Consider the following 19,430-nt stretch of genomic DNA (forward strand, 5'->3'; position numbering starts at 1 on the left):
TCCCTCCGGTCATGCGGTCCAATACGTTCGTGTGCGTTTCCATGCCGAAACCGCATAGGCTCTGCCCCGTGGATCTGGTCGGAGCGTGTCGGGCGTTCGTCAGCGTCAGCGAGTGCGGCGGCTTCACCGATGGGGCGGCCGCCGCGGGGATGTCCCAGTCGGTGGCGAGCCGCCGGGTCGCGGCACTGGAGGAGCGCTTCGGCGAGCAACTGTTCGAGCGCACGTCCCGGCGGGCGGTGCTCACCCCCTTCGGGCGCGATATGCTGCCCGCCGCCAGAGCGCTGGTCCAGGCCGCCGACGTCCTGCTGGACGAGGCCGAAGCCGTCAAGCACAAGCCCTGGCGGCTGGCCGTCCCCGACATCTGCTCCGGGTCCGCCCAGGCCCGCCTGGTCGCCGCGGCGCGGGGGCACGGTGTCAGGCTCGACCTCCGCACCGCCGGGCCGGCGCGGCGCAGGGAACTCCTCCACGCACACCAGGTGCGCGCCGCCCTGCTCACCGTGCCCGCGGGGGAGGCGTCCTGGTCCGTGCGGCTGGGGCTGGCCGGGGCGCGGGACAGCGAGGTGCGGCGGATCTACGTCGAGACTCTGCGCATCGGACGGGCCTCGTCCGGCCCGGCCCGCCGCATCTGGATCCAGCCGGAGGACGACGTGCCGCATATCCGCGACCCGCTGACACGGCTGCGGGACGCGGCGGGTCTGCGGCCCGCGCAGGTTCTCGCCGCACCCGACCTGACAGCCGCCGCCGCCGAAGTCCTCTGCTCCGAGGACCTGTTGCTGTGCTCCCGGGCGCAGGCGGCGGAACTCGCCCTGGCCTGGCACCCCATGGGCGAGATGACCTTGCGCCGGGGCTACGCTCTCACGGTCGTGGCGGACGGCAACTCCCTGCCCATGGAAGCGCGCCTGGGCGAGGTCATAGCCCGCTGCCTGGGCGCGGACGACCCGGCCGGGGCCGGCGGAGGGAAGGCGGCATGAACACCGAGGCTCTGCTGCGGGACGTGCGCGCCCGGCTGCACGAGGGTGGTCTGCGCGCGTGCCTGCTGGTGCGGGACCTGGGCACGGGGGAGGAGCTGGGCATCGAGCCGGAAACACAGCTGCCGTCGGCCTCCTTGGTCAAGGTTCCGCTCGCGCTCGCCACGCTCGAACGCATCCGGCGCGGCGAACTGGACGGCGCGACCTTGCTGGAGGTGGCGCCCGGTCGCGTCACCACGCCGGGACCGACCGGCCTCAGCCGCTTCCGGCACCCCGCCCGGATCGCGATCGACGACCTGCTCTATCTCAGTACCTGCCTGAGCGACGGGACGGCCGCCGACGCGCTGTTCGCCCTCACCCCGCCCGGCCTGGTCACCGACATCCTCCGGGGAGCCGGCCTGCCCGGCATCACGGTCCGGCACCGCACGGAGGAGCTGTTCGACACGCCCGTCGAGCGTTTCGACACCGACCAGGTGCACCTCGCCCACGCGCTGGCCATCGACGCGGGCACCAGCGGTCGTGGCCACCGGGTTCCGCAGCTCGACACGACCCGTGCCAACACCGGCAGCGCACGCTCCTTCGTCGACCTCCTCCACGCCGTGTGGACCCCGTCGAAGATCCATCCCGAGGTGGCCGAGCGGCTGCGCGACCTCCTGGCGCACAACGTCCTGCGCCATCGGCTGGCCCCGGACTTCAGCTCCGACGCGAGCACATGGTCCTCCAAGACAGGCACTCTGCTGAATCTGCGACACGAGATCGGCGTCGTGGAGCACGCCGACGGGCAGACCTTCGCCATCGCCGTACTGACCGAGTCCTCGGTTCCGGCGGGCGCACAGCCGGGCGTCGACGCGCTGATGGCCCAGGCCGCCCGGGGCCTGCGCGACCACCTTCGACAACTCTAGGAGTCTCCTGCCGGTCCGGTCCGATCGGCAACGCGCCCCGAGGTGGCCGAGGCGTGAAGCATCGCCGAACAACTGTCAGGTACCTGACGGAACGTGCGGTCCCGGCCCCATACTCGTCGCGACCCCGTCCACCGCTCAGGGAGTCCTCATGCCCCGTCCCACCCGCCGCCGCGCGCTCACGGTCGCCCTCGCCACCGTCGCCGCGGGCGTCGCCGTCCCCACCGCGACCGCGACGGCCGCACCCGCACGCCCCGGCCGCCCACGCCCGTTGCGCCACGCCCACGCACACAACGACTACCTGCACCCGCGACCGCTGCATGACGCGCTCGCGCGCGGGTTCACCAGCGTCGAGGCGGACGTCTTCCTCGTCGACGGCGATCTGCTCGTGGCCCACGAGCCCGCCACGCTCGACCCCACCCGCACCCTCGCCTCGCTCTATCTGGGCCCGCTCGCCGCACTGGTCCGCGCGGGGCACGACAGGGGCCGGCCGCACCATCGCGCCCCGCTGCAGCTCCTCATCGACATCAAGGCCGATGGCGTCGCCGCCTACCGCGAGCTGGACCGGCAGCTGCGTCGCCACCACCGGATCCTGACCCGCTACAGCCACGGCCGTGTCCACCCCGGCGCGGTCACCCCGGTGATCTCCGGCGACCGCGCCGCCCGCGTCCCCATGGAGGCGCAGCGCACCCGGTACGCGTTCTACGACGGCCGCCTCGACGACCTCACCACCGCGGCACCCGCCTCGTTCGCCCCGCTCATCAGCGCCAACTGGACCCAGAGCTTCGGCTGGCTCGGCGCCGGCCCCTTCCCCCGGGCCGAGCGCGACCGGCTCCGCGCCTTCGTCGCCACCGCCCACCGGGAAGGCCGCCGTATCCGCTTCTGGGCCACACCCGACCTGCCCGGACCCGAACGCGAGGCCGTCTGGTCCGAACTGCTCGCCGCCGGGGTCGACCACCTCAACACCGACGACCTGGCCGGACTCGAACGGTTCCTTCGCGCTCGCGGAAACGGCGCGGCGACCTCGTAACGCCTCCCGGCCGGAAAGTACCCGTTCGGCGGACGCGCCAGTGCGCCGAACAGCTCCCGCGCTGCGCCACACTGGCGGGCGAAAGCCGCAAATCCGGCGCGGCGGAGGAGGTTGGCCATGGCCGTTTCGATCTCAGTGGTCCTGTTCATGCTGATCCTGGCAGTGATCTTCCTGCGCAGCGGCGGACTGAAGTTCTCCCACGCGCTGGTCTGTGTCCTGCTGGGCTTCTTCCTGGCAGGTACGAGCATGGCGCCGGCCATCCACGACAGCGTCGGGGCCACCGCCGACCTGGTCAGCGGCCTCCACCCCTGACCCCGGCCCGGCCCCCGGCCCTCGCCCGACTCGGGCCGGGGCCGACGGACGGTCCGCGCCGCGCCCGGACATCCCGCACAATGGGCAGATGTCTTTTCCGCCCTCCGGCCGGCACTCGGGCGCCGCCCATCACGAGTACTGCAACACCGGCCTGTGCTGCCGATGCCAGATGCGGACCTGGACGACGAAGGCGGGCAACGAGCGGCTCTGCGGTCCGTGCGCGGCCTGCTGCCACGAGTGCGGGCGGGCGCCCGCGCCCTATGTGGACGGGCTCGACGGCGGGCTGTGCGCCGAGTGCCGCGGACTGTGCGGCCGCTGCCACGCCCCCAAGCGCCCCGACGGGTCCTGCGCCTGCGACCGCTGGCGGGAGAACGCCCGGAGTAATCCGCCCGGCTACGTCCTCCAGGCCCTGCCGCCCCAGCTCCTCCAGGCGCTCGGCGGCCGGCTGCCCAGCACCGTGCACGACCTGATCCACCAGGAACTCGCCGTCCGCAGCTCCGGCCTTCTGCGCGAGCGCATCGAACGCCGCTGGAACCTGCGCTGGGCCCACGCGCTGGGCGAGAAGGACGAGGACGGCCGCCGTCGGTGGAGCGCCCAGGACATCGCCGAACAGCTCCTGCGGCCCGGCTCGTGCACCGACCCCCAGTGCGAGGACGGCTACCTCCTCACCACCGACACCCCGTGCACCCGCTGCCGGCAGCCGCTGCACCGCTTCGTCACCTCGGTCGCCGACCACATGGCGACCCCGGAGCACGCGCGTTCCACGGCGGCCGGAATCCGCCGGGCGATGCTGGAGAACCGTTCGCGTCCGCAGCGGCCGCCGCGCTGAGCGAAACCCTCTCCACGGCACGCGGCCGTGTGCGCGGTGCGGTGTTGCGGGGCACGAGGGCGCCCGCCACCGCGCCGGCTCGCCCTCCACCGTGCCCAAGCTGTCCACAGCCAACGGACCGCTCTACTTCCAGGAGAAGGAGCCAGCCGCTCCGGGTATCGACGCCTGGTACCTGACCGCCGTGGACTTCCATACCGGCGAACGCCGCCGGCGCACACTCACCGGCACCGGGCCCGCGTACGACAACGACTGGGCGCCCATCACCATCGGCCCCGACGGCACCGCGTACGCGGGCGTGTTCAACGGCATCGTCGCGGTGTGCGACACCGCCTGACGGGCGGTGTCGCCTCCTCAGCCGCCCACCAGACGGGAACGGATGAGGAAGCGCACCCCCTCCGGGGCCTCCAGCGAGAATCCGCTGCCGCGGCCCTCCACCACGTCCACGACCAGCCGGGTGTGGGCCCACAGCTCGTACTGGCTCCGCGATATCCAGAAGGGCACTTTCTCGGGCATCCCCTCGACGGCGAGGTCCGCCAGCAGCACATCGGCGCCCCCGGTGCGGAATTCGCCGGCCGGAAAGCACATCGGCGCGCTGCCGTCGCAGCAGCCACCCGACTGATGGAACATCAACGGGCCGTGGTCCGCCCGGAGCCGCCGCAGCAGACCGGCCGCGGCGGGTGTCAGCCCGACAGCGGGCGATTTCGGGTCACACTCCATGGACCTGCCCCTTCCCGGCTGCGCTGCGACAACCGAAAGCAAGTCAACTCGACCGGACGTTGCGACCGGGTTGCACGCCCTATGCTCGCGCCCATGGAGCAACGGGAAGTCGTGAAGCGCGTGATCGGCATCCTCACAGAGGCGCGCGAAATGCAGCGTCTGCTGGAGGCGGACCTCGAACGAGAAGATCTGGACACGGGAGCGGGCGCCGTCACCGCCCTGCTGAACGAGACGATGCCCCACATCGCCATCCCCGACGACTTCTCCGTCGAGGAGGTGGTCACCGTCGTCGGGCGCGAGGTCGGCGGTGCGGTCGAACAGCTCGTGAGCGCCTTCACCCTTGCGTTCACGATGCTGGCCCAGGTCCATGACTCCGGCCAGACCGACGTGTCATCGGCGGACGTCCTCCAGGACCTCGCGCTGCGGGTCGAGGGCGGCGGACCGGACGAGGACGAGGATCCACTGCTGTAGCAGCCTGCGTTCTGCCGCGCGGGTATGCATAGTGGAGGGAGAAGCGCGTATCTCCCTCGCGGCATGGAGGCAGCTGTGGGAAAGACCACCGGCATAGCCCGCGCCAAGGCGCGGAGGCTCAAAGGAATGATCAAGGAATCGGACGGCATCGCCCTCGAGAACGAGCGGTTGAAGGCCGAGGGCAGGAAGGAACAGGCCGAGGCCCGCCGCGAGGAGGCCCTGGCACGCGCACCGCGGCCGGCCTCCGACCGCTGAGGGAAGCGAAGGCGCCCGTGCCGTCGCGGACGGCACGGGCGCCTTCGCGCCTTCGCCCGGCCTTCCGGCGTGGGGCGCGCATGCCGTCCGCGAACAACGCCCGCACTGCTACCGCTGCCCGTATTCGGGCGCTCAGCAGCCGACTCGGCATCAGGACCCGGCGGACCGGCTGCGGAGTGTCACGCAGCGGTATCCCCTCCTCCGTCACACAGGTTCGCCCCTGCCCTTCCAGCGGCACGTCGGTGATCCGGCGCGCCGGATGCGGACACCTCGCGGCTCAGCCGTCAGCCGTAACCGAAGATCCGGGCGAGGAAGAATCCGGCGACCACCAGCGCACCGATCATGATCAGGGCCGACCAGAGGCCGGGGTGCTCCCACAGTCCTCCGTCCGCCCGTTCCTCGTGGGCCTCGCCGATGGAACCTTCGGCCGGTGGTGTCTCTCCTGGGGGATTCAGCGGAACAGCCATGCCTCCAGGGTCTCTCCGTCCGTGCGCCCGTGCACATCGTCCGGATTCCGTGGCCGGCCGCAGGGCCGTACGGCGGAGCCCGGACGGGGCAAGCGCTGCGACGGGATTCGGGACACGGTCAAGGAATGCCCCGAGTCTCCGCCTCCGTCGTCAAGCTCGTGCGGCGCACCACCGAACCCGCCGGAGTGCGGACGCTGCGCTCGACGGCGGCCGCGGTCATCGCCCTGAGAGCCCCGGCCGTGCGGGATGCGGAGGCGGCCGGTCGCTGGTTCGCTGGGGGCAGAGATCCCCAGCGTCCAAGGAGTGGTGATGAGCGGTTCGGACGAACCCGCCGACCTGGCTCGGCAGATGCGTGAGAAGGCCCAGCAGCTCGCGGAGGCCGCTGAGCGCGCGAGCGACCCGCACGAGCGCGAGCGGCTGGAGAAGAAGTCCCGGACGATCCGGGACCGGAGCGAGCAGCAGAGCGCCATGGAGGCCGGGGACATCTACCCCGAGAAGTAGCCCGGCCGACGCCCGCCCGCTTCCGGAGTACATACGGAAACTCCGGGGCGGGCGGCCGGTGTGTGTGGGCCGTGGGCGGGTCAGCCGGCCCACTTCAGGAGCCGGTCCGCGCTCCAGGTCGTCACGACCCGGTCGGCCGGCACCCCGCACTGCTCGGCGCGGGCGCACCCCGACCGCTGCCAGTCGAGCTGCCCCGGGGCGTGCGCGTCCGTGTCGATCGCGAACAGCACTCCCGCCGCGAGGGCCGAGCGCAGCAGCCGCAGGGGCGGATCCTGCCGCTCCGGACGGCAGTTGATCTCCACCGCCGTGCCCGCCTCGGCGCAGGCCGCGAAGACCCGGTCCGCGTCGAACCGCGACTCCGGCCGGCCACGCCCGGCCAGCAGGCGTCCCGTGCAGTGGCCGAGCACATGCGCGCGTGGATGGCGCACCGCCGCCTCCAGGCGTCGCGTCATCGGGGCCGGTTCCATTCGCAGCTTGGAATGGACGGAGACCACCACCACGTCGACCCGCTCCAGCAGCCCGGGCTCCTGGTCGAGGGAGCCGTCGGGGAGGATGTCGCACTCGATCCCCGTCAGCAGCCGGAACGGGGCCCACTCCTCGTTGAGCCGCGCCACCACCGCGAGCTGTTCCCGCAGCCGCTCCGGCGACAGGCCGCGCGCCACCGTCAGCCGGGGCGAGTGGTCCGTGAGGACGGCCCACGCGTGCCCGAGCTCCGCGGCGGTCCGGCCCATCTCCTCGATCGGGCTGCCCCCGTCCGACCAGTCCGAGTGCAGATGGCAGTCGCCCGTCAGGCGGGCGAAGAGATCCTCTCCCCCCTCGACGGGCGGCTCGGCCGTCGCATCCTTCTCCAGCCGGTCCAGATAGCCGGGCGTTTCCCCGGCCAAGGCCTCACGGATCACCTCGGCCGTGCGGGGCCCGATCCCGGCGACCCGCTCCAGGGACTTCGCGGCCACGCGCCCGGCCGCCTCCCCGGCGGCCATCGCATCCACGGCGCCGGCGGCCGTACGGAAGGCCTTCACCCGGTAGGTGGCGGCCTGCGAGCGTTCCAGCAGGAAGGCGATCCGCCGCAGCGCGGTGACGGGGTCCATCGGAACCTCCACCAGGAGCGTCTTCGGTCCGCCGGGCAGGCCGCCCGCCCCACCAGGATGGGCGCATCCGGCTCCGGGCGCCTCCGCGCCGGGGCCGCCGCTTCAGGACGCGGCAGCCCCGGAGTCCGGCACGGACACCCAGCGGCCGGTGGCCGTGTCGTAGTCGAGTGCGGGGCGCCCCGCTACCCCGCTCGTACGGAACGGCCGCCCGCCGTCGTCGACGCGCACCGTGCCGGCCCGGCCGCCGCTGCTCCAGGTCAGCTCCGCGAACCAGTCGCAGTCGCAGCCGACCGTGCGACCCGTGATCAGGAGAACCTCGGGGTCGGCGGCGGAGACACGGTACGGGAAGGTGACCGCCTCGATGGGCTCGCCCGAGTCGTTGCCCGCGATCGAGCGGGCCACGGGGCGGGGTACGTCGAGATCCACGTCGAACATCCTCGGGGTGAGGGCACCGCCGCAGCCGGAGCTCATCCGGTGGACCCGGCCGGCCGCCGGTGAACGGCGCTCGAGCACCCGGATCCGCAGGGCTTCCAGCACCACGGCCCGCTCGTCCCGGCCCTGCAACGTGATCCGGACACCGGCCTCGCCCGCGTGCACCGCGCCGAGCGCTTCGGCCCAGGACTCCGCGTCCGCCTCCACCGGGGGCGGCGGGACGGCGGCGGGCGCCCGGTCGACGAGGTAGGAGTGGTCGCAGCCGTTCTTCCAGACGTGGTCGTCCGCGGTCCAGGTGAACGGCACACGTCCGGCCTTCGGGGCCGGCGAGCCCCCGGATGCCCGGGGGAGCGTCTCCTCGCGGGGGCCGACGCCGGGCGGCACGGTCGGCCGGGTGCCGCCGGACGGGGTTCCGCGTGGGGTCCCGCTCGGCGTGCCCTGCGGCTTCCCGGGCGCCATGGCGCCGGAGTGCGAGGGCGACGGGCTGCCCGCCGGAGGCCCGCCCGGCCGCTGGGCCACTGACGGGCGCCGGTCCGAACCAGGGAGCTGGGTCCCTCCGAGAGCCGCGACCAGGGCGAGGACGAGGGCCGAGGCGGCGAGGACACCGAGCCCCTGCCCGTACCGGCGTGCTCGACGCGACCGGAACACCGGCCCCCGGGGCGCACCGCTCCCGATCGTGGCCACCTCCTCGGCGACGGAAGCCGGCCCCGGGCGAGGAGCGTCCTGGCCGGACCGCTCGGGGGCCGCGGACAGCGGCGGCCCGGACACGGTGCCGCCGGACAGCCCGGCCACGGCGGCGTGGGGCAGCGCCCGCCGCCCGGGTGACTCCGCTTCCCCGGCCGCTCCGTCCACCGGCACCACGTCAGGCGGCTCCGCCTTGCCCTCCGCCGCCCCCTGCCGATCGAGGCGTTCGCGGTCCGCCAGGATCCACAGGCGGTGCAGCGCCTCCCGCTCCTCGGCCGGTGCGCCGCACAAGCGTGCCAGCCGCTCCACGGGGGCGAACTCCGCGGGCACCGTCCGCCCCGTGCAGTACCGGTGCAGCGTCGAGCCGCTGACCCCGATACGGCGGGCCAGTGACGCGTACGTCCGGCCCGACCGCTCCCGCAGCGCGCTCAGCCGCTCCGCCAGCACCGCCCGTGCGGCCCCCTCGGCGTCACCCGACACACCCGACCTCCTCACAGCCGTTCCAGGGCGTTCCAGCCTCCCGAGAACACCCACGTCGCCAGGGGTGGGACGGTTCCAGCCCGGCGGAAAGCCGTGTCCCGCTTGTCCGGGTCCGGGGCGGCGGCCCACGCTGGTGCTCGTTCCCGCATCGCCGCCGTACGGCCCCTCAGCGGGCTCCGTACACCTCGGGCGCGATGCAGTACGACCACCTGACCGCACCATCCGAAACGGGGAAACCTCACCATGCGTACCCTCCGCACCGCAGTTCTGACCGCCGCGGCCGCGGGCCTGGCCGTCACCGCCCTGGCCCAGCTGCCCGCCACCGCGGCTCCGGCCCCCGCTCCCGCCCCGCCGAAGTTCCTGAGCGCGGACCGGCTGCCCACCTCCCTGACTCCCTGGACGGCCGGTCCGGTACGCCAGGGAGTGCCCGCGGAAGGATCCGTGTGCACCGCCGGTATCGCCCCGGCGGCCGGCACCCGCCACCGGGACTTCCGCACCGAACTGGACACCGGCGCCCGCCAGACCATCACGGTCGCCGCCACCACCGCTCGGGCCAAGGCGCTCGCCGCCGAACTGCGCAGCGCCCTGGAGAGCTGCCTCGACCGGCGGAAGGAGCAGGACCCCGGCCTGGAGGGGGAGGCGTTCTACCAGGGCCGTGTCGACATCGAGGAGGGCGCGCACGTCTACAGCATCGACACGTCGTATCCGGAGGTCGGCTCCACCGACATCGGGCTCTACTCCGTGGGCCGCGACGGCAGGGCGGTGACCGTCGTCGAGTGGGGACAGCTGGGCGAACTCGACGGCGCACCGCTGGAGGGTTTCAGGAAGACGACGCGCACCGCCGTCGCCAAGCTGTACTGAGGCGACCGTCCGCGACCGGTCGCCAGGAGGCGGCCGGTCGCCGGAGGTGCGGGGTACCTTGCACCGGGAGCATGCTGACTGTGTGACCCGGCACGAAACGCCCCGGCATCCCCCGCCCGCCGGAAACGGGGCCGCGGCCGGGGGAGACGAGGGTGGCCGAGTGCCCGACGAGTTGTCGCTCGTACTGGCGCAGGCCCTTGTCAGCGCCGTCGAGTCGAGCGACGGCTACGCGGGCGGCGTCTACCTCCGCAGCCGGACGCCCGGACTCCTGCGGCTCGCGGTGCTCGCCGGACTGCCCGGCCCCCTGTTCCGGCCCTGGTGGCGGATGCATGTGAACCGGCCCTTCCCGGTGTCCGAGGCCTACCGCTCGGGGCGGCCCGTGCTGCTCTCCGACGCGGAGGAGGCCATGCGCCGGTTCCCGCAGCTGATGGCCGGTCTGCCGTTCCCGTTCGGTTCGCTGTGGGTGCCGATCACCGGACCGCGGGGGAGCGTGGGCGTGCTGGCGGTCCTGCGGGCCTCCACACCGGGGCAGCCCGTCGACCCCGCCGACGGAGACCGGCTGCACCGCCTGGGCCACCGACTCGGTGCCGCGCTCGACGATCTGGAGCAGCGGGGCGTCGACCGCGTATGGGAGACCGAGCCGGTCCCCGTGCAACTGCCCGCCGCCACCACGCCCCCGGTACGGGTCGGCCGCTTCGACTGGGACCTGCACTCCGGGCAGGTCGTCGCCGACGACGAGCTCTGCGCGATCCTCGGCTTCGAGCCCGCCGCCTTCCCGGGCACCGTCGACGCGCTCGCCGAACGGCTGGTCCCGGAAGACGTGTACGGGCTGTGGGCGCTGGCCCGTCAGACGGTGGAATCGGCCGAACCGGTCGTCCGCCGGATGCGGCTGCGCGGTCCCGACGGCCGCTCCCATCTGCTGGAGTTGTCAGGCCGCTGGACGCACCCGGACGGCGATGTGTCCGCCAGCCGTCTGAGCGGCTTCCTGGTCGACCTCGGTGCGGGGCCCGTCGTACCGGAGGCCGCCGATCGGCTGCCCGGCGGTGTCCTCTCCCTCGACCGGCTGGGCCGGATCACGTACGCGAACGGACTCGCCGAGGAACTGCTCGGCCACTCCGGGGAGGAGCTTGTGGGCCATGTCGTGTGGCAGGCCCTGCCCTGGTTCGGGCACGAGGCCTACGAGGACCACTACCGGGCCGCCCTGATGGCCGACGAACCCGTCCACTTCCTTGCCCGCCGCCCGCCCTCACGCTGGCTGTCGGTGTCCCTGTACCCGGGCCACGACGGGGTGAGCGTCCTCCTCCAGGCGACCGACCGGCCGGACTACGCCCCCGGCTCCGTCACCACGCCCGGCCTGGGCATCGGCTCTGCCGCCGACCGCTCCTCGGCGCTGTACCGGCCGGTGGCCCTCGCCATCGCGCTGACCGAGGCGGTCACGGCACGTCAGGTCTCGGCGGTGGTCACGGAGGAGTTGCTGCCCGCGTTCGGCGGTCGTCAGCTCGCCATCTACCTGCTGGACGAGGGCCATCTCCATCTGGCCTGGGAGACGGGGTTCCCGAAGGGTTTCCTCGACCGTTTCGAAGGGGTCGAGCTCGACGTCAGCATTCCCGGGGTGGAGACCCTGACCACGGGCCGTCCGATGTTCTTCGAGTCCATGCAACGTCTCGCCGAGGCCTATCCGGGCATTCCGATCGACGCTGACGTCGGGGCGCGTGCGTTCCTGCCCCTGATCGCCTCCGGGCGGCCCGTCGGCTCCTGCATCCTCGGCTTCGACCGCCCCCGCGGCTTCAGCCCGGAGGAGCGTACGGTCCTGACGGCACTGGCCGGACTCATCGCCCAGGCCCTGAAGCGCGCCCAGCGCTACGACAGCGAGTCGGCCCTCGCCCGCGGACTCCAGGACGCCCTGCTGCCGCACCGGTTGCCCGAGGTGGACGGGGTGGACACCCTGGGGCGCTACCTCTCCGGCACCCAGGGCATGGACGTGGGCGGCGACTGGTACGACGTCATCGAGACCGGCCACGAACTCGCCCTGATCATCGGCGACGTACAGGGGCACGGTGTCTCCGCCGCCGCGACCATGGGGCAACTGCGCAGTGCGGTAAGGGCGTTCGCGCTGAGCAACCACGATCCGCAGGAGGTGATGAGCGGGACGAACCGGCTGCTCATCGATCTCGATCCGGGACAGTTCGCGAGCTGCTGCTACATCGCCCTGGACCCGGTGACCGGAGTGGCCCGCGCCGTACGGGCGGGGCATCCGCAGCCCGTGCTGCGGCGGCCGGACGGTCGGACGGAGGTGCTGGACCTGCCCGGCGGCATCGTCCTCGGGATCGACGAGCAGGCGTCCTACCCGGTCACGGAGATGCGGCTCGAACCGGGGGCGATGCTCGCCCTGTTCACGGACGGGCTCATCGAGCGCCCCGGGACGGACATCGGCGAGGGGATCGAGCGGCTGCGCGCCACTGTCGAACGCATCGGCGCGGTCCCCCTGGCCGAGACGGCCGACCAGGTCATCGGAGAGGCCAGGGCGGCCACCGACCGTCCCGACGACATCGCGATCCTGCTCGCCGCCCGGTGGGCGGCGACCCCGACGGTCCGGCGTACCGGGGCGGACAAGGCCCCCGGACCCGACCTGTGGCGCACGTTCAGGAGGCCCGACCCGGGGCGTACGGCGGGCGCACCGGATCCGGCCTCCTAGAAAGACGTCCTGTCGTTCTGTCGTTCAGGCGCCGATCAGGCGTCGGCGGGGCGCTCTGCCGGCACGAAGCCGCCGGAGGCCTCCAGCATGCCCTCGCGCTCCACGACCTTGATCCGCTCACGGCCCTGGGCCGCGCCCAGCGCCTGCTCGTGTGCGTCCAGCTTGTGCCAGCCCTCCCAGGTCGTGAAGCGGACGCCACGGTCTTGCAGGAAGGCCTCGACGGCCTCCGGAGCGGGCGTGGCCGGCTCAGGCAGCCGGCCGGCGGCACGGTCCTCCAGGACGCAGGCCACCGTCTCGTTGGCGTCGCCCTTGGTGTGCCCGATCAGGCCGATCGGACCGCGCTTGATCCAGCCGGTGACATAGACCGAGCTCATGTGCTCGTCACCGGCGATGACCCGTCCCGCCTCGTGCGGCACGGTGCCGGAGGCCACGTCGAAGGGGAGCTTGGGCAGCTCCTCCGAGTAGTAGCCGACGGCACGGTAGACGCTCTGCATGTCCCAGTCGGTGAACCGGCCGGTGCCCCGGACATTGCCGGTTCCGTCCAGCTCGGTGCGCTCGGTGCGGAGCGCCACGACCTTGCCGTCCTCGCCGAGGATCTCGACGGGAGACTCGAAGAAGTGCAGGAACAGCTTGTGCGGGCGGTCGCCGACGTCGCGGATCGCCCAGTTCTCCAGGGTCTGCGCGACCATGTTGGCCTGCTTGTTCTCCCGGCGGGTCGCGATGGAGCCCTCGTCGTACTCGATGTCCTCGGGGTTGACGATGACCTCGATGTTGGGGGAGTGGTCCAGCTCCCGCAGTTCCATCGGGCTGAACTTGGCCTGTGCGGGGCCACGCCGCCCGAACACGTGCACCTCCAGAGCCTTGTTCTCCTTGAGGCCCTGGTACACGTTGTCCGGGATCTCGGTGGGCAGCAGCTCGTCCGCCGTCTTGGCCAGGACGCGGGCCACGTCCAGGGCCACGTTCCCGACGCCCAGCACGGCGACCTTCTCCGCGGTGAGCGGCCAGGTGCGCGGGACCTCGGGGTGTCCGTCGTACCAGGAGACGAACTCGGCCGCGCCGTAGGAGCCGTCCAGCTGGATGCCGGGAACGTCGAGCGCCCGGTCGGCCTCGGCACCTGTGGAGAAGATCACCGCGTCGTAGAACGACCGCAGGTCGTCCAGGCCGATGTCGTGCGGGTAGCTGACGTTTCCGAAGAGCCGGATCTGGGGCTTGTCCAGCACCTGGTGCAGCGCTTTGACGATGCCCTTGATCCGCGGGTGGTCGGGGGCCACGCCGTAGCGGATGAGGCCGAAGGGCGCGGGCATGCGCTCGAAGAGGTCGATGGAGACCCCCGGGTCCTGGCAGACCTCGGATTTGAGCAGCGCGTCCGCAGCGTAGATACCGGCGGGGCCGGCTCCGACAATGGCGACGCGGACGGGGCGTGTCATGGCGTGGTGATCCTTCGGGGCGGGCGAACGCGGGCAGGTACAGCGTACGTCGGAGGTAAGGGTTGACTTACTAATCTCCACCGCACACCGTAAGCGATCGCCCCGCGGGCCCGTCGACCGGCCCTGCCTAGAGTGTCCGATTAGCCCACTTTCGTATACCGGTATGGGTGATTTGTTTCTTTTGGCCCTCCTGTTTCGTAAAGGGCTTATTGGGCCTATGGGGTCATTTGCTTGAGCCCGTTTCGGCCATCACTGCGAGGGAGTGGTGAGCGTCACGTCCGAGGGGTCGGACGTGGAAGCGGAGGTGTTGGTTCCCTTCTGTGTGAGGAAAGTTGACGACCTGACGGAATGGCCCGAACCGGCAATTCCGCCTTTCGATCTTGCGCGGAAGGGGAAATCCGGAATGCGGGGCTTGTCCTGTTCGGCATTTCTCGCCTACGGTCACCGTCAATCCGGGCGGAACGCCGAATCCTGCCGCCGTCCGGGAATCCGAAACCCACTCACGTACGGCAGGAGCGGGGGACCCAGGTAAGTCGCCGATCCGTCACCGGAACGGCTTGGGGTGAAGCCGCACGAGTGTGCGGCCAGACATCTCCCGTCTGAACCCGACAGCTCACCTCGCAGGCGCCGGAGAGGAAAACCCCCATGCCCGCACAGGGTAAGCACCGTCGTACCCAGTCCACCTCGCTGCGCCGCGGCATTGTCGCCGTGGCCGCCGGTGGAGCCGTTCTCGCCCTCCCGGTGATCGGCGCCACCAGCGCCTTCGCGGCCCCCGCGCCCGCCGCTCCGCAGCAGGCCGTGGCGCCCGCCGCGGTGTCCGCACAGGTGAATTCCGCCGTGCGGGCCGCGCCCGCCCAGCATTCCGTGGCGGCCGGTGAAACGCTTTCCAAGATCGCCCACGAGTATTCCGTCAGTGGCGGCTGGGAGAAGCTGTACGAAGGCAACCGGAAGATCGTCGGAGAGAATCCCGATCTTATTCACCCGGGTATCAAGCTGATCCTCGGAGCCAAGTCCGAGGCCCCTTCGGGTGGCAAGGCGGGCAAGGCAGCCAAGGCTTCCCCGTCCGTCGCGCGCGGTGCCGAGGCGGACCGCGCCGACCGTTCGGAGCGCGTTAACGCCGCTCCGGTGGCAAAGGCCGCTCCGGCAGCCGTGAAGGCCGTCACGTACACGAATGACCTCGACGGCTGGATCAAGGAATCGCTGGCCGTCATGGCCGAGCAGGGCATCCCCGGCACCTACGAGGGCATCCACCGCAACATCATCCGTGAGTCCTCGGGCAACCCGGCCGCGATCAACAACTGGGACTCCAACGCGGTCAAGGGCACCCCGTCCAAGGGGCTGCTCCAGGTCATCGACCCGACCTTCCAGGCCTATCACGTGCCCGGCACCTCGACCGACAGCTACGACCCGGTCGCCAACATCACGGCCGCGTGCAACTACGCCGCGGACCGGTACGGCTCGATCGACAACGTCTTCGGCGCCTACTGATCCTCCACGCCCGAGCCCGAGTGACCCCGGATCTTGCGGTCCGGGGTCACTCGCGTGTGCCGGGAAGTTACCCTCAAGTTCCTAGTGACTTACCACGCGATCGACAGTAGAACTTGTTGCACTCTGTTGAGGGTGAGGGATGTCATATGAGTGATATTGTCGTGCGGGATGGCGAGGCCAAGGGTGTCTCGCGTCGAAGATTCATCACTGGAACAGGTTCTCTTCTTGGTGCGGCGGCGATCGCCGGGCACACCGCACCGGCGTGGGCGGGCGTCCGTGCGGCAGCAGCGCCGATCGGCTCCGGGGCCCGCGTGCCGGTCCTGGTCGTCGGCACCGGATACGGCGGCTCCGTGGCCGCCCTCCGGCTCGCCCAGGCAGGCACGGACGTTCATATGGTCGAGATGGGCATGGCGTGGGACACGCCAGGCGCGGACGGCAAGATCTTCGCCAACACCACGAGGCCCGACGACCGCTCCTTCTGGCTACGGACCCGGACCAAGCAGCCGCTGAGCAACTTCCTCGGTTTCCCCATCGACAAGAACGTCAACCGCTACACCGGCATCCTGGACGCCGAGGAGTTCGCCGGCATCACCGTCTACCAGGGGCGTGGCGTCGGCGGCGGGTCCCTGGTCAACGGTGGCATGGCCGTCACCCCGCGCCGGGAGCACTTCGGCGCGATCCTCCCGACGGTGAACGCCGCGGAGATGTACAGCACCTACTACCCGCGCGCCAACAGCGGACTAGGTGTCACCACCATCGATCCCGCCTGGTTCGACAGCGTCGACTGCTACCAGTACGCCCGGGTCGGCCGGAAACACGCCCAGCGCTCCGGCTTCCCGTTCCTCTTCGTTCCCGCCGTCTACGACTGGGACTACATGAAGCAGGAGGCGGCCGGTACCGTCCCCAAGTCGGCCCTGGACGCCGAGATCCTCTACGGCAACAACTACGGCAAGAAGTCGCTCCAGAAGACCTACATCGACCGGATCAGGGCCACCGGACGGGTCACCATCTCCCCGCTCCACAAGGTCACCACGGTCACCCCGGCGCCAGGCGGTGGCTACACGGTGCTCATCGACCAGTTGGACACCGTCGGCCGGACCACCGCCACCAAGACCGTCACAGCGGACAAGGTGTTCTTCGCCGCGGGCAGCGTGGGCACCAGCAAGCTGCTCGTCGGCCTCAAGGCCACCGGCGCGCTGCCCCTCCTCAACAACGAGGTCGGCAGGGGCTGGGGCGACAACGGCAACGTCATGTGCGGCCGGGCCAACCACCTGTGGGATCCGACAGGGAAGGTGCAGTCGTCCATCCCCACCGGAGGTATCGACAACTGGGACGCCGGCGGGGCGTTCGCCGAAGTCGCTCCGCTGCCCACCGGGATCGAGACGTGGGCCTCGTTCTACCTCTCCATCACCAAGAACCCGAACCGGGCGCAGTTCACCTGGAACGCGGCGGCCGGGAAGGCCGAACTGAACTGGCAGACGGCATGGAAGCAGCCGTCCATCGACGCCGCGAAGACCATCTTCGACAAGATCAACCAGAAGGAGGGGACGATCTACCGCACGGACCTCTTCGGCGTCCACAAGATCTGGGGCGACGACCTCACCTACCACCCGCTGGGCGGCGCCGTCCTGGACAAGGCCACCGACAACTACGGTCGGCTGCACGGCTACACGGGCCTGTACGTCATCGACGGCGCGCTCATCCCCGGCAACACCAGCGTGAACCCGTTCGTCACCATCACCGCGCTCGCCGAGCGCAACATCGAACGGATCATCGCGACCGATCTGTAGTCGACCCGGAAGATACGGGGACCGACGGAGAGTCCGGGGCCGCCGGGAGTGCCGACCCGGCGGCCCCGGACTCCGTCAGGAGGCGCCCGACCTCATCCGTGACCGGGCAGAACGCACACCGCGTCGATCCCCAGCACATGGTTGAGCCGCCCGAACGCCAGCCACGAGCCGATGCTCATCGTCAGCTCCACGATCTCCGCCTGGCTGTAGCGCGCGGTCATCCGCTTCCAGAAGGCGTCGTCCAGACCGTGGTGGTCGAGCGTGTACCGCTCGGCGTACTCCGCCGCGAGCCGGGTCCGCTCGTCGAAGGCGTCGGTCGTACGCCACTGGGTCACCGCCCCGGCGAACTCCTCCTCGACCTTCGCCCCGTCCCGGTCGGTCCGCCAGTCCAGACAGAACAGGCACCCGTTGATCTGCGCCACCCGCAGCCTCGCCGCCTCGAACTCCCGCAGTCCCAGAGTCGTGTGCTCGTACACGGACACCGAGAAGGCGGCGGCTGCCATGCCGATGCCGGGGACCATCTCCCCCCACACGTAACCGATGGGCTCCTGACCCTCCGGGATATCGATGATCATGCCGGTCTCCTTCCCAGCCTGCCGACCGCAGGCCGCAGCGGAACGTCGAGTGCGTCGTACAGGCCCGGCTCCGCGTCCACCAGCCAGTCGATCGCCGAGACGAGCCGCCCGACCGCGGTGGCGTTCCCGCCGGCCGAACGGTTCTCGCCCTCGTCGGAGGCCTCGACCGTCACCTCGATACGGGGACGGCCCTCGATCACCACGCGGTGCGCGCCCACCCCGTCGGGTGGGGACGGCCAGTCCGGGGCGCACGAGGCGTGGATCCGGGTGATGTGCTCGATGACGATGCGCGGCTCGCCGTCCACGATGCCCCGCACCTCGAAGCGCACCGCCCCCTGCGTGCCCGCCGCGAACTCGCCCATCGTGCGGGTGCGCACCGCGCTCTCCAGCGCCCGGCGGTCCAGTGTCTCGCGGATCCCGTCGAGCTCGACGCCCAGCGCCCGCGCCATGAGGCGTATCTGACCGCCCCACACCATCGTCGGAACACTCTTCGCGAGCATCGGCGGCTCGTAGTCCATCGGGTGCCCCATACCGATCAGATGGCGCACCGACTCCTCCTGCTCGTACGTGGAGTAGTCGAAGATCTCCTGGCAGCGGATGACGTCCACCTCGCTACCGAGGCCGCTGATCAGCAGGGGCAGGACGTCATTGCCCCAGCCGGGGTCGACTCCGGAGACGAAGAGGGAACCCCCGCCCTCGGCGACGGCGGCCAGGACCGGGTCCCGCAGCTCCGGCGGGGCGTTGCGCTGATCGTAGAGCGGATAGAGGGACGGCGTGACGACCACCGCGCCGACCCGGATGGCCCGCCCGATGTCGGCGAGGGCGTCGTCGGGACGGATGTCCCCGGACGCCGCGTAGACCACCGCCCGGGGCCGGGTGGCCAGGACGGCCGCGATGTCGTCGGTGGCCGCGACCCCGAGCGTGCGCCCGACCCCGCCGAGCTCGCCCGCGTCGCGTCCGGCCTTGGCGGGATCGTGCACGAGGACGGCGGCGAGTGTCAGCGCCGGATGGGCCCCGACGGCGCGGATCGCCGCGCGGCCGACGTTGCCGGTACCCCAGACAACCGTGGGAATCATGCGCGGAGGGTAGCCCCGGGACCCCGCACTTCCCAGAGCCGTGCGGGACCCAATCCGCCGGATGGGAAGGGGCGTTCCCGGGCTGGAGACGATCCGCCGGTCCGGGAACGCGGAAGCGGCTACCGCTTGGCGCGTGCGCCGTTCGGGGCGCCGGAGACCGTGAACCGGCCTCGATCAGTACATGGCCGTCGTGCGAGTCGGTGATCGTCACGTCCGTGGAGGATGATCGCGTCGAACTCCTGGTCCCCGTTCCGGAAGGCCCGCCGGCGTGAGCAGGGCGTGGGACTCGTCGAACAGCCGCCGGTCCGGTGAGTCGTTTCCCTCTCATGGCGCCCTCTGCTTCCGCGATAGGTGATCCAGCAGGTCAATCGTTCGCGGTGAGAGG

Annotated in this window: 19 protein-coding genes, 1 pseudogene and 1 riboswitch; of the genes and pseudogenes, 13 read left to right on the forward strand and 7 right to left on the reverse strand. The window is 71.6% G+C overall.

The window, feature by feature from the left end; genetic code table 11:
- Positions 1–68: 68 nt before the first annotated feature.
- From ACZ60Q_RS12370 to ACZ60Q_RS12395, 6 genes and pseudogenes are all read left to right on the forward strand, one after another.
- Positions 69–971, forward strand: a complete 903-nt coding sequence (locus tag ACZ60Q_RS12370; protein WP_469632190.1) for a LysR family transcriptional regulator — start codon at positions 69–71, stop codon at positions 969–971.
- A complete protein-coding gene (locus ACZ60Q_RS12375; protein WP_469632192.1) occupies positions 968–1,870 on the forward strand; it encodes a serine hydrolase in 903 nt (300 codons plus the stop codon). The genes ACZ60Q_RS12370 and ACZ60Q_RS12375 overlap by 4 nt, the downstream gene beginning before the upstream one ends.
- Before the next feature lie 148 nt (positions 1,871–2,018).
- On the forward strand, positions 2,019–2,897 hold the full coding sequence (locus tag ACZ60Q_RS12380; protein WP_469632195.1) for a phosphatidylinositol-specific phospholipase C/glycerophosphodiester phosphodiesterase family protein: 879 nt from the start codon (positions 2,019–2,021) through the stop codon (positions 2,895–2,897).
- A 117-nt stretch (positions 2,898–3,014) separates the two neighbouring features.
- Complete coding sequence (locus ACZ60Q_RS12385) at positions 3,015–3,209, forward strand: hypothetical protein (RefSeq protein WP_469632198.1); 195 nt, start codon at positions 3,015–3,017, stop codon at positions 3,207–3,209.
- A gap of 88 nt (positions 3,210–3,297) precedes the next feature.
- Complete coding sequence (locus ACZ60Q_RS12390) at positions 3,298–4,038, forward strand: hypothetical protein (RefSeq protein WP_469632200.1); 741 nt, start codon at positions 3,298–3,300, stop codon at positions 4,036–4,038.
- A gap of 79 nt (positions 4,039–4,117) precedes the next feature.
- Positions 4,118–4,372: pseudogene (locus tag ACZ60Q_RS12395) on the forward strand (hypothetical protein); the annotation flags it as partial.
- A 17-nt stretch (positions 4,373–4,389) separates the two neighbouring features.
- On the opposite strand, the gene ACZ60Q_RS12400 reads toward ACZ60Q_RS12395, so the two are convergent.
- Complete coding sequence (locus ACZ60Q_RS12400; protein WP_469632203.1) at positions 4,390–4,755, reverse strand: DUF779 domain-containing protein; 366 nt, start codon at positions 4,753–4,755, stop codon at positions 4,390–4,392.
- An 81-nt stretch (positions 4,756–4,836) separates the two neighbouring features.
- Here ACZ60Q_RS12400 and ACZ60Q_RS12405 point away from each other — a divergent pair, with 81 nt between their 5' ends.
- Positions 4,837–5,226 (forward strand): hypothetical protein, encoded by a 390-nt coding sequence (locus ACZ60Q_RS12405; protein WP_205085768.1) that lies wholly within the window; start codon positions 4,837–4,839, stop codon positions 5,224–5,226.
- Between the two features lie 75 nt (positions 5,227–5,301).
- Entirely contained in the window at positions 5,302–5,481 is a 180-nt protein-coding gene (locus ACZ60Q_RS12410) for a hypothetical protein (RefSeq protein WP_469632206.1), read from the forward strand.
- 284 nt (positions 5,482–5,765) lie between these two features.
- On the opposite strand, the gene ACZ60Q_RS12415 is transcribed toward ACZ60Q_RS12410, so the two are convergent.
- Entirely contained in the window at positions 5,766–5,948 is a 183-nt protein-coding gene (locus ACZ60Q_RS12415; protein ID WP_469632208.1) for a DUF6480 family protein, read from the reverse strand.
- 309 nt (positions 5,949–6,257) lie between these two features.
- Here ACZ60Q_RS12415 and ACZ60Q_RS12420 point away from each other — a divergent pair, with 309 nt between their 5' ends.
- The gene (locus tag ACZ60Q_RS12420; protein WP_097872103.1) at positions 6,258–6,449 is read left to right on the forward strand and encodes a DUF6381 family protein; all 192 of its coding nucleotides are present in this window, start codon (positions 6,258–6,260) and stop codon (positions 6,447–6,449) included.
- A gap of 80 nt (positions 6,450–6,529) precedes the next feature.
- Here the strand turns inward: ACZ60Q_RS12420 and ACZ60Q_RS12425 are convergent, their stop codons facing one another.
- Together ACZ60Q_RS12425 and ACZ60Q_RS12430 are read right to left on the reverse strand one after the other, a co-directional pair.
- On the reverse strand, positions 6,530–7,537 hold the full coding sequence (locus ACZ60Q_RS12425; protein ID WP_469632212.1) for a PHP domain-containing protein: 1,008 nt from the start codon (positions 7,535–7,537) through the stop codon (positions 6,530–6,532).
- A 102-nt stretch (positions 7,538–7,639) separates the two neighbouring features.
- On the reverse strand, positions 7,640–9,133 hold the full coding sequence (locus tag ACZ60Q_RS12430; RefSeq protein WP_469632215.1) for a helix-turn-helix domain-containing protein: 1,494 nt from the start codon (positions 9,131–9,133) through the stop codon (positions 7,640–7,642).
- 243 nt (positions 9,134–9,376) lie between these two features.
- On the opposite strand from ACZ60Q_RS12430, the gene ACZ60Q_RS12435 reads away from it, so the two are divergent.
- Together ACZ60Q_RS12435 and ACZ60Q_RS12440 are read left to right on the forward strand one after the other, a co-directional pair.
- The gene (locus ACZ60Q_RS12435; RefSeq protein WP_469632217.1) at positions 9,377–9,994 is read left to right on the forward strand and encodes a hypothetical protein; all 618 of its coding nucleotides are present in this window, start codon (positions 9,377–9,379) and stop codon (positions 9,992–9,994) included.
- Positions 9,995–10,154: 160 nt separating this feature from the next.
- On the forward strand, positions 10,155–12,689 hold the full coding sequence (locus ACZ60Q_RS12440) for a SpoIIE family protein phosphatase (RefSeq protein WP_469632220.1): 2,535 nt from the start codon (positions 10,155–10,157) through the stop codon (positions 12,687–12,689).
- A 35-nt stretch (positions 12,690–12,724) separates the two neighbouring features.
- Here ACZ60Q_RS12440 and ACZ60Q_RS12445 read toward each other — a convergent pair whose 3' ends face one another.
- On the reverse strand, positions 12,725–14,116 hold the full coding sequence (locus ACZ60Q_RS12445) for an FAD-dependent oxidoreductase (protein ID WP_469632223.1): 1,392 nt from the start codon (positions 14,114–14,116) through the stop codon (positions 12,725–12,727).
- 483 nt (positions 14,117–14,599) lie between these two features.
- Positions 14,600–14,758, forward strand: a riboswitch (cyclic di-AMP (ydaO/yuaA leader).
- A 3-nt stretch (positions 14,759–14,761) separates the two neighbouring features.
- Between ACZ60Q_RS12445 and ACZ60Q_RS12450 the strand changes: the two genes are divergently transcribed.
- Both ACZ60Q_RS12450 and ACZ60Q_RS12455 read left to right on the forward strand, forming a co-directional pair.
- On the forward strand, positions 14,762–15,604 hold the full coding sequence (locus ACZ60Q_RS12450) for a transglycosylase SLT domain-containing protein (RefSeq protein WP_469632226.1): 843 nt from the start codon (positions 14,762–14,764) through the stop codon (positions 15,602–15,604).
- Positions 15,605–15,750: 146 nt separating this feature from the next.
- Complete coding sequence (locus ACZ60Q_RS12455) at positions 15,751–17,394, forward strand: GMC oxidoreductase (protein WP_469632229.1); 1,644 nt, start codon at positions 15,751–15,753, stop codon at positions 17,392–17,394.
- Between the two features lie 92 nt (positions 17,395–17,486).
- Here the strand turns inward: ACZ60Q_RS12455 and ACZ60Q_RS12460 are convergent, their stop codons facing one another.
- A complete protein-coding gene (locus tag ACZ60Q_RS12460; protein WP_469632232.1) occupies positions 17,487–17,969 on the reverse strand; it encodes a carboxymuconolactone decarboxylase family protein in 483 nt (160 codons plus the stop codon).
- Positions 17,966–19,045, reverse strand: a complete 1,080-nt coding sequence (locus tag ACZ60Q_RS12465; RefSeq protein ID WP_469632235.1) for an NAD(P)H-dependent amine dehydrogenase family protein — start codon at positions 19,043–19,045, stop codon at positions 17,966–17,968. Before ACZ60Q_RS12465 ends, ACZ60Q_RS12460 begins: the two co-directional genes overlap by 4 nt.
- Positions 19,046–19,430: the final 385 nt, after the last annotated feature.

The sequence above is a fragment of the Streptomyces sp. NPDC104313 genome, from assembly GCF_055583985.1.

Coding starts and splice junctions, on each gene's coding strand:
- ACZ60Q_RS12375 (WP_469632192.1), top strand. CDS start 968: ATGAACACCGAGGCTCTGCTGCGGGACGTGCGCGCCCGGCTGCACGAG.
- ACZ60Q_RS12380 (WP_469632195.1), top strand. CDS start 2,019: ATGCCCCGTCCCACCCGCCGCCGCGCGCTCACGGTCGCCCTCGCCACC.
- ACZ60Q_RS12385 (WP_469632198.1), top strand. CDS start 3,015: ATGGCCGTTTCGATCTCAGTGGTCCTGTTCATGCTGATCCTGGCAGTG.
- ACZ60Q_RS12390 (WP_469632200.1), top strand. CDS start 3,298: ATGTCTTTTCCGCCCTCCGGCCGGCACTCGGGCGCCGCCCATCACGAG.
- ACZ60Q_RS12400 (WP_469632203.1), bottom strand. CDS start 4,755: ATGGAGTGTGACCCGAAATCGCCCGCTGTCGGGCTGACACCCGCCGCG.
- ACZ60Q_RS12405 (WP_205085768.1), top strand. CDS start 4,837: ATGCTCGCGCCCATGGAGCAACGGGAAGTCGTGAAGCGCGTGATCGGC.
- ACZ60Q_RS12415 (WP_469632208.1), bottom strand. CDS start 5,948: ATGGCTGTTCCGCTGAATCCCCCAGGAGAGACACCACCGGCCGAAGGT.
- ACZ60Q_RS12420 (WP_097872103.1), top strand. CDS start 6,258: ATGAGCGGTTCGGACGAACCCGCCGACCTGGCTCGGCAGATGCGTGAG.
- ACZ60Q_RS12425 (WP_469632212.1), bottom strand. CDS start 7,537: ATGGACCCCGTCACCGCGCTGCGGCGGATCGCCTTCCTGCTGGAACGC.
- ACZ60Q_RS12435 (WP_469632217.1), top strand. CDS start 9,377: ATGCGTACCCTCCGCACCGCAGTTCTGACCGCCGCGGCCGCGGGCCTG.
- ACZ60Q_RS12445 (WP_469632223.1), bottom strand. CDS start 14,116: ATGACACGCCCCGTCCGCGTCGCCATTGTCGGAGCCGGCCCCGCCGGT.
- ACZ60Q_RS12450 (WP_469632226.1), top strand. CDS start 14,762: ATGCCCGCACAGGGTAAGCACCGTCGTACCCAGTCCACCTCGCTGCGC.
- ACZ60Q_RS12455 (WP_469632229.1), top strand. CDS start 15,751: ATGAGTGATATTGTCGTGCGGGATGGCGAGGCCAAGGGTGTCTCGCGT.
- ACZ60Q_RS12460 (WP_469632232.1), bottom strand. CDS start 17,969: ATGATCATCGATATCCCGGAGGGTCAGGAGCCCATCGGTTACGTGTGG.
- ACZ60Q_RS12465 (WP_469632235.1), bottom strand. CDS start 19,045: ATGATTCCCACGGTTGTCTGGGGTACCGGCAACGTCGGCCGCGCGGCG.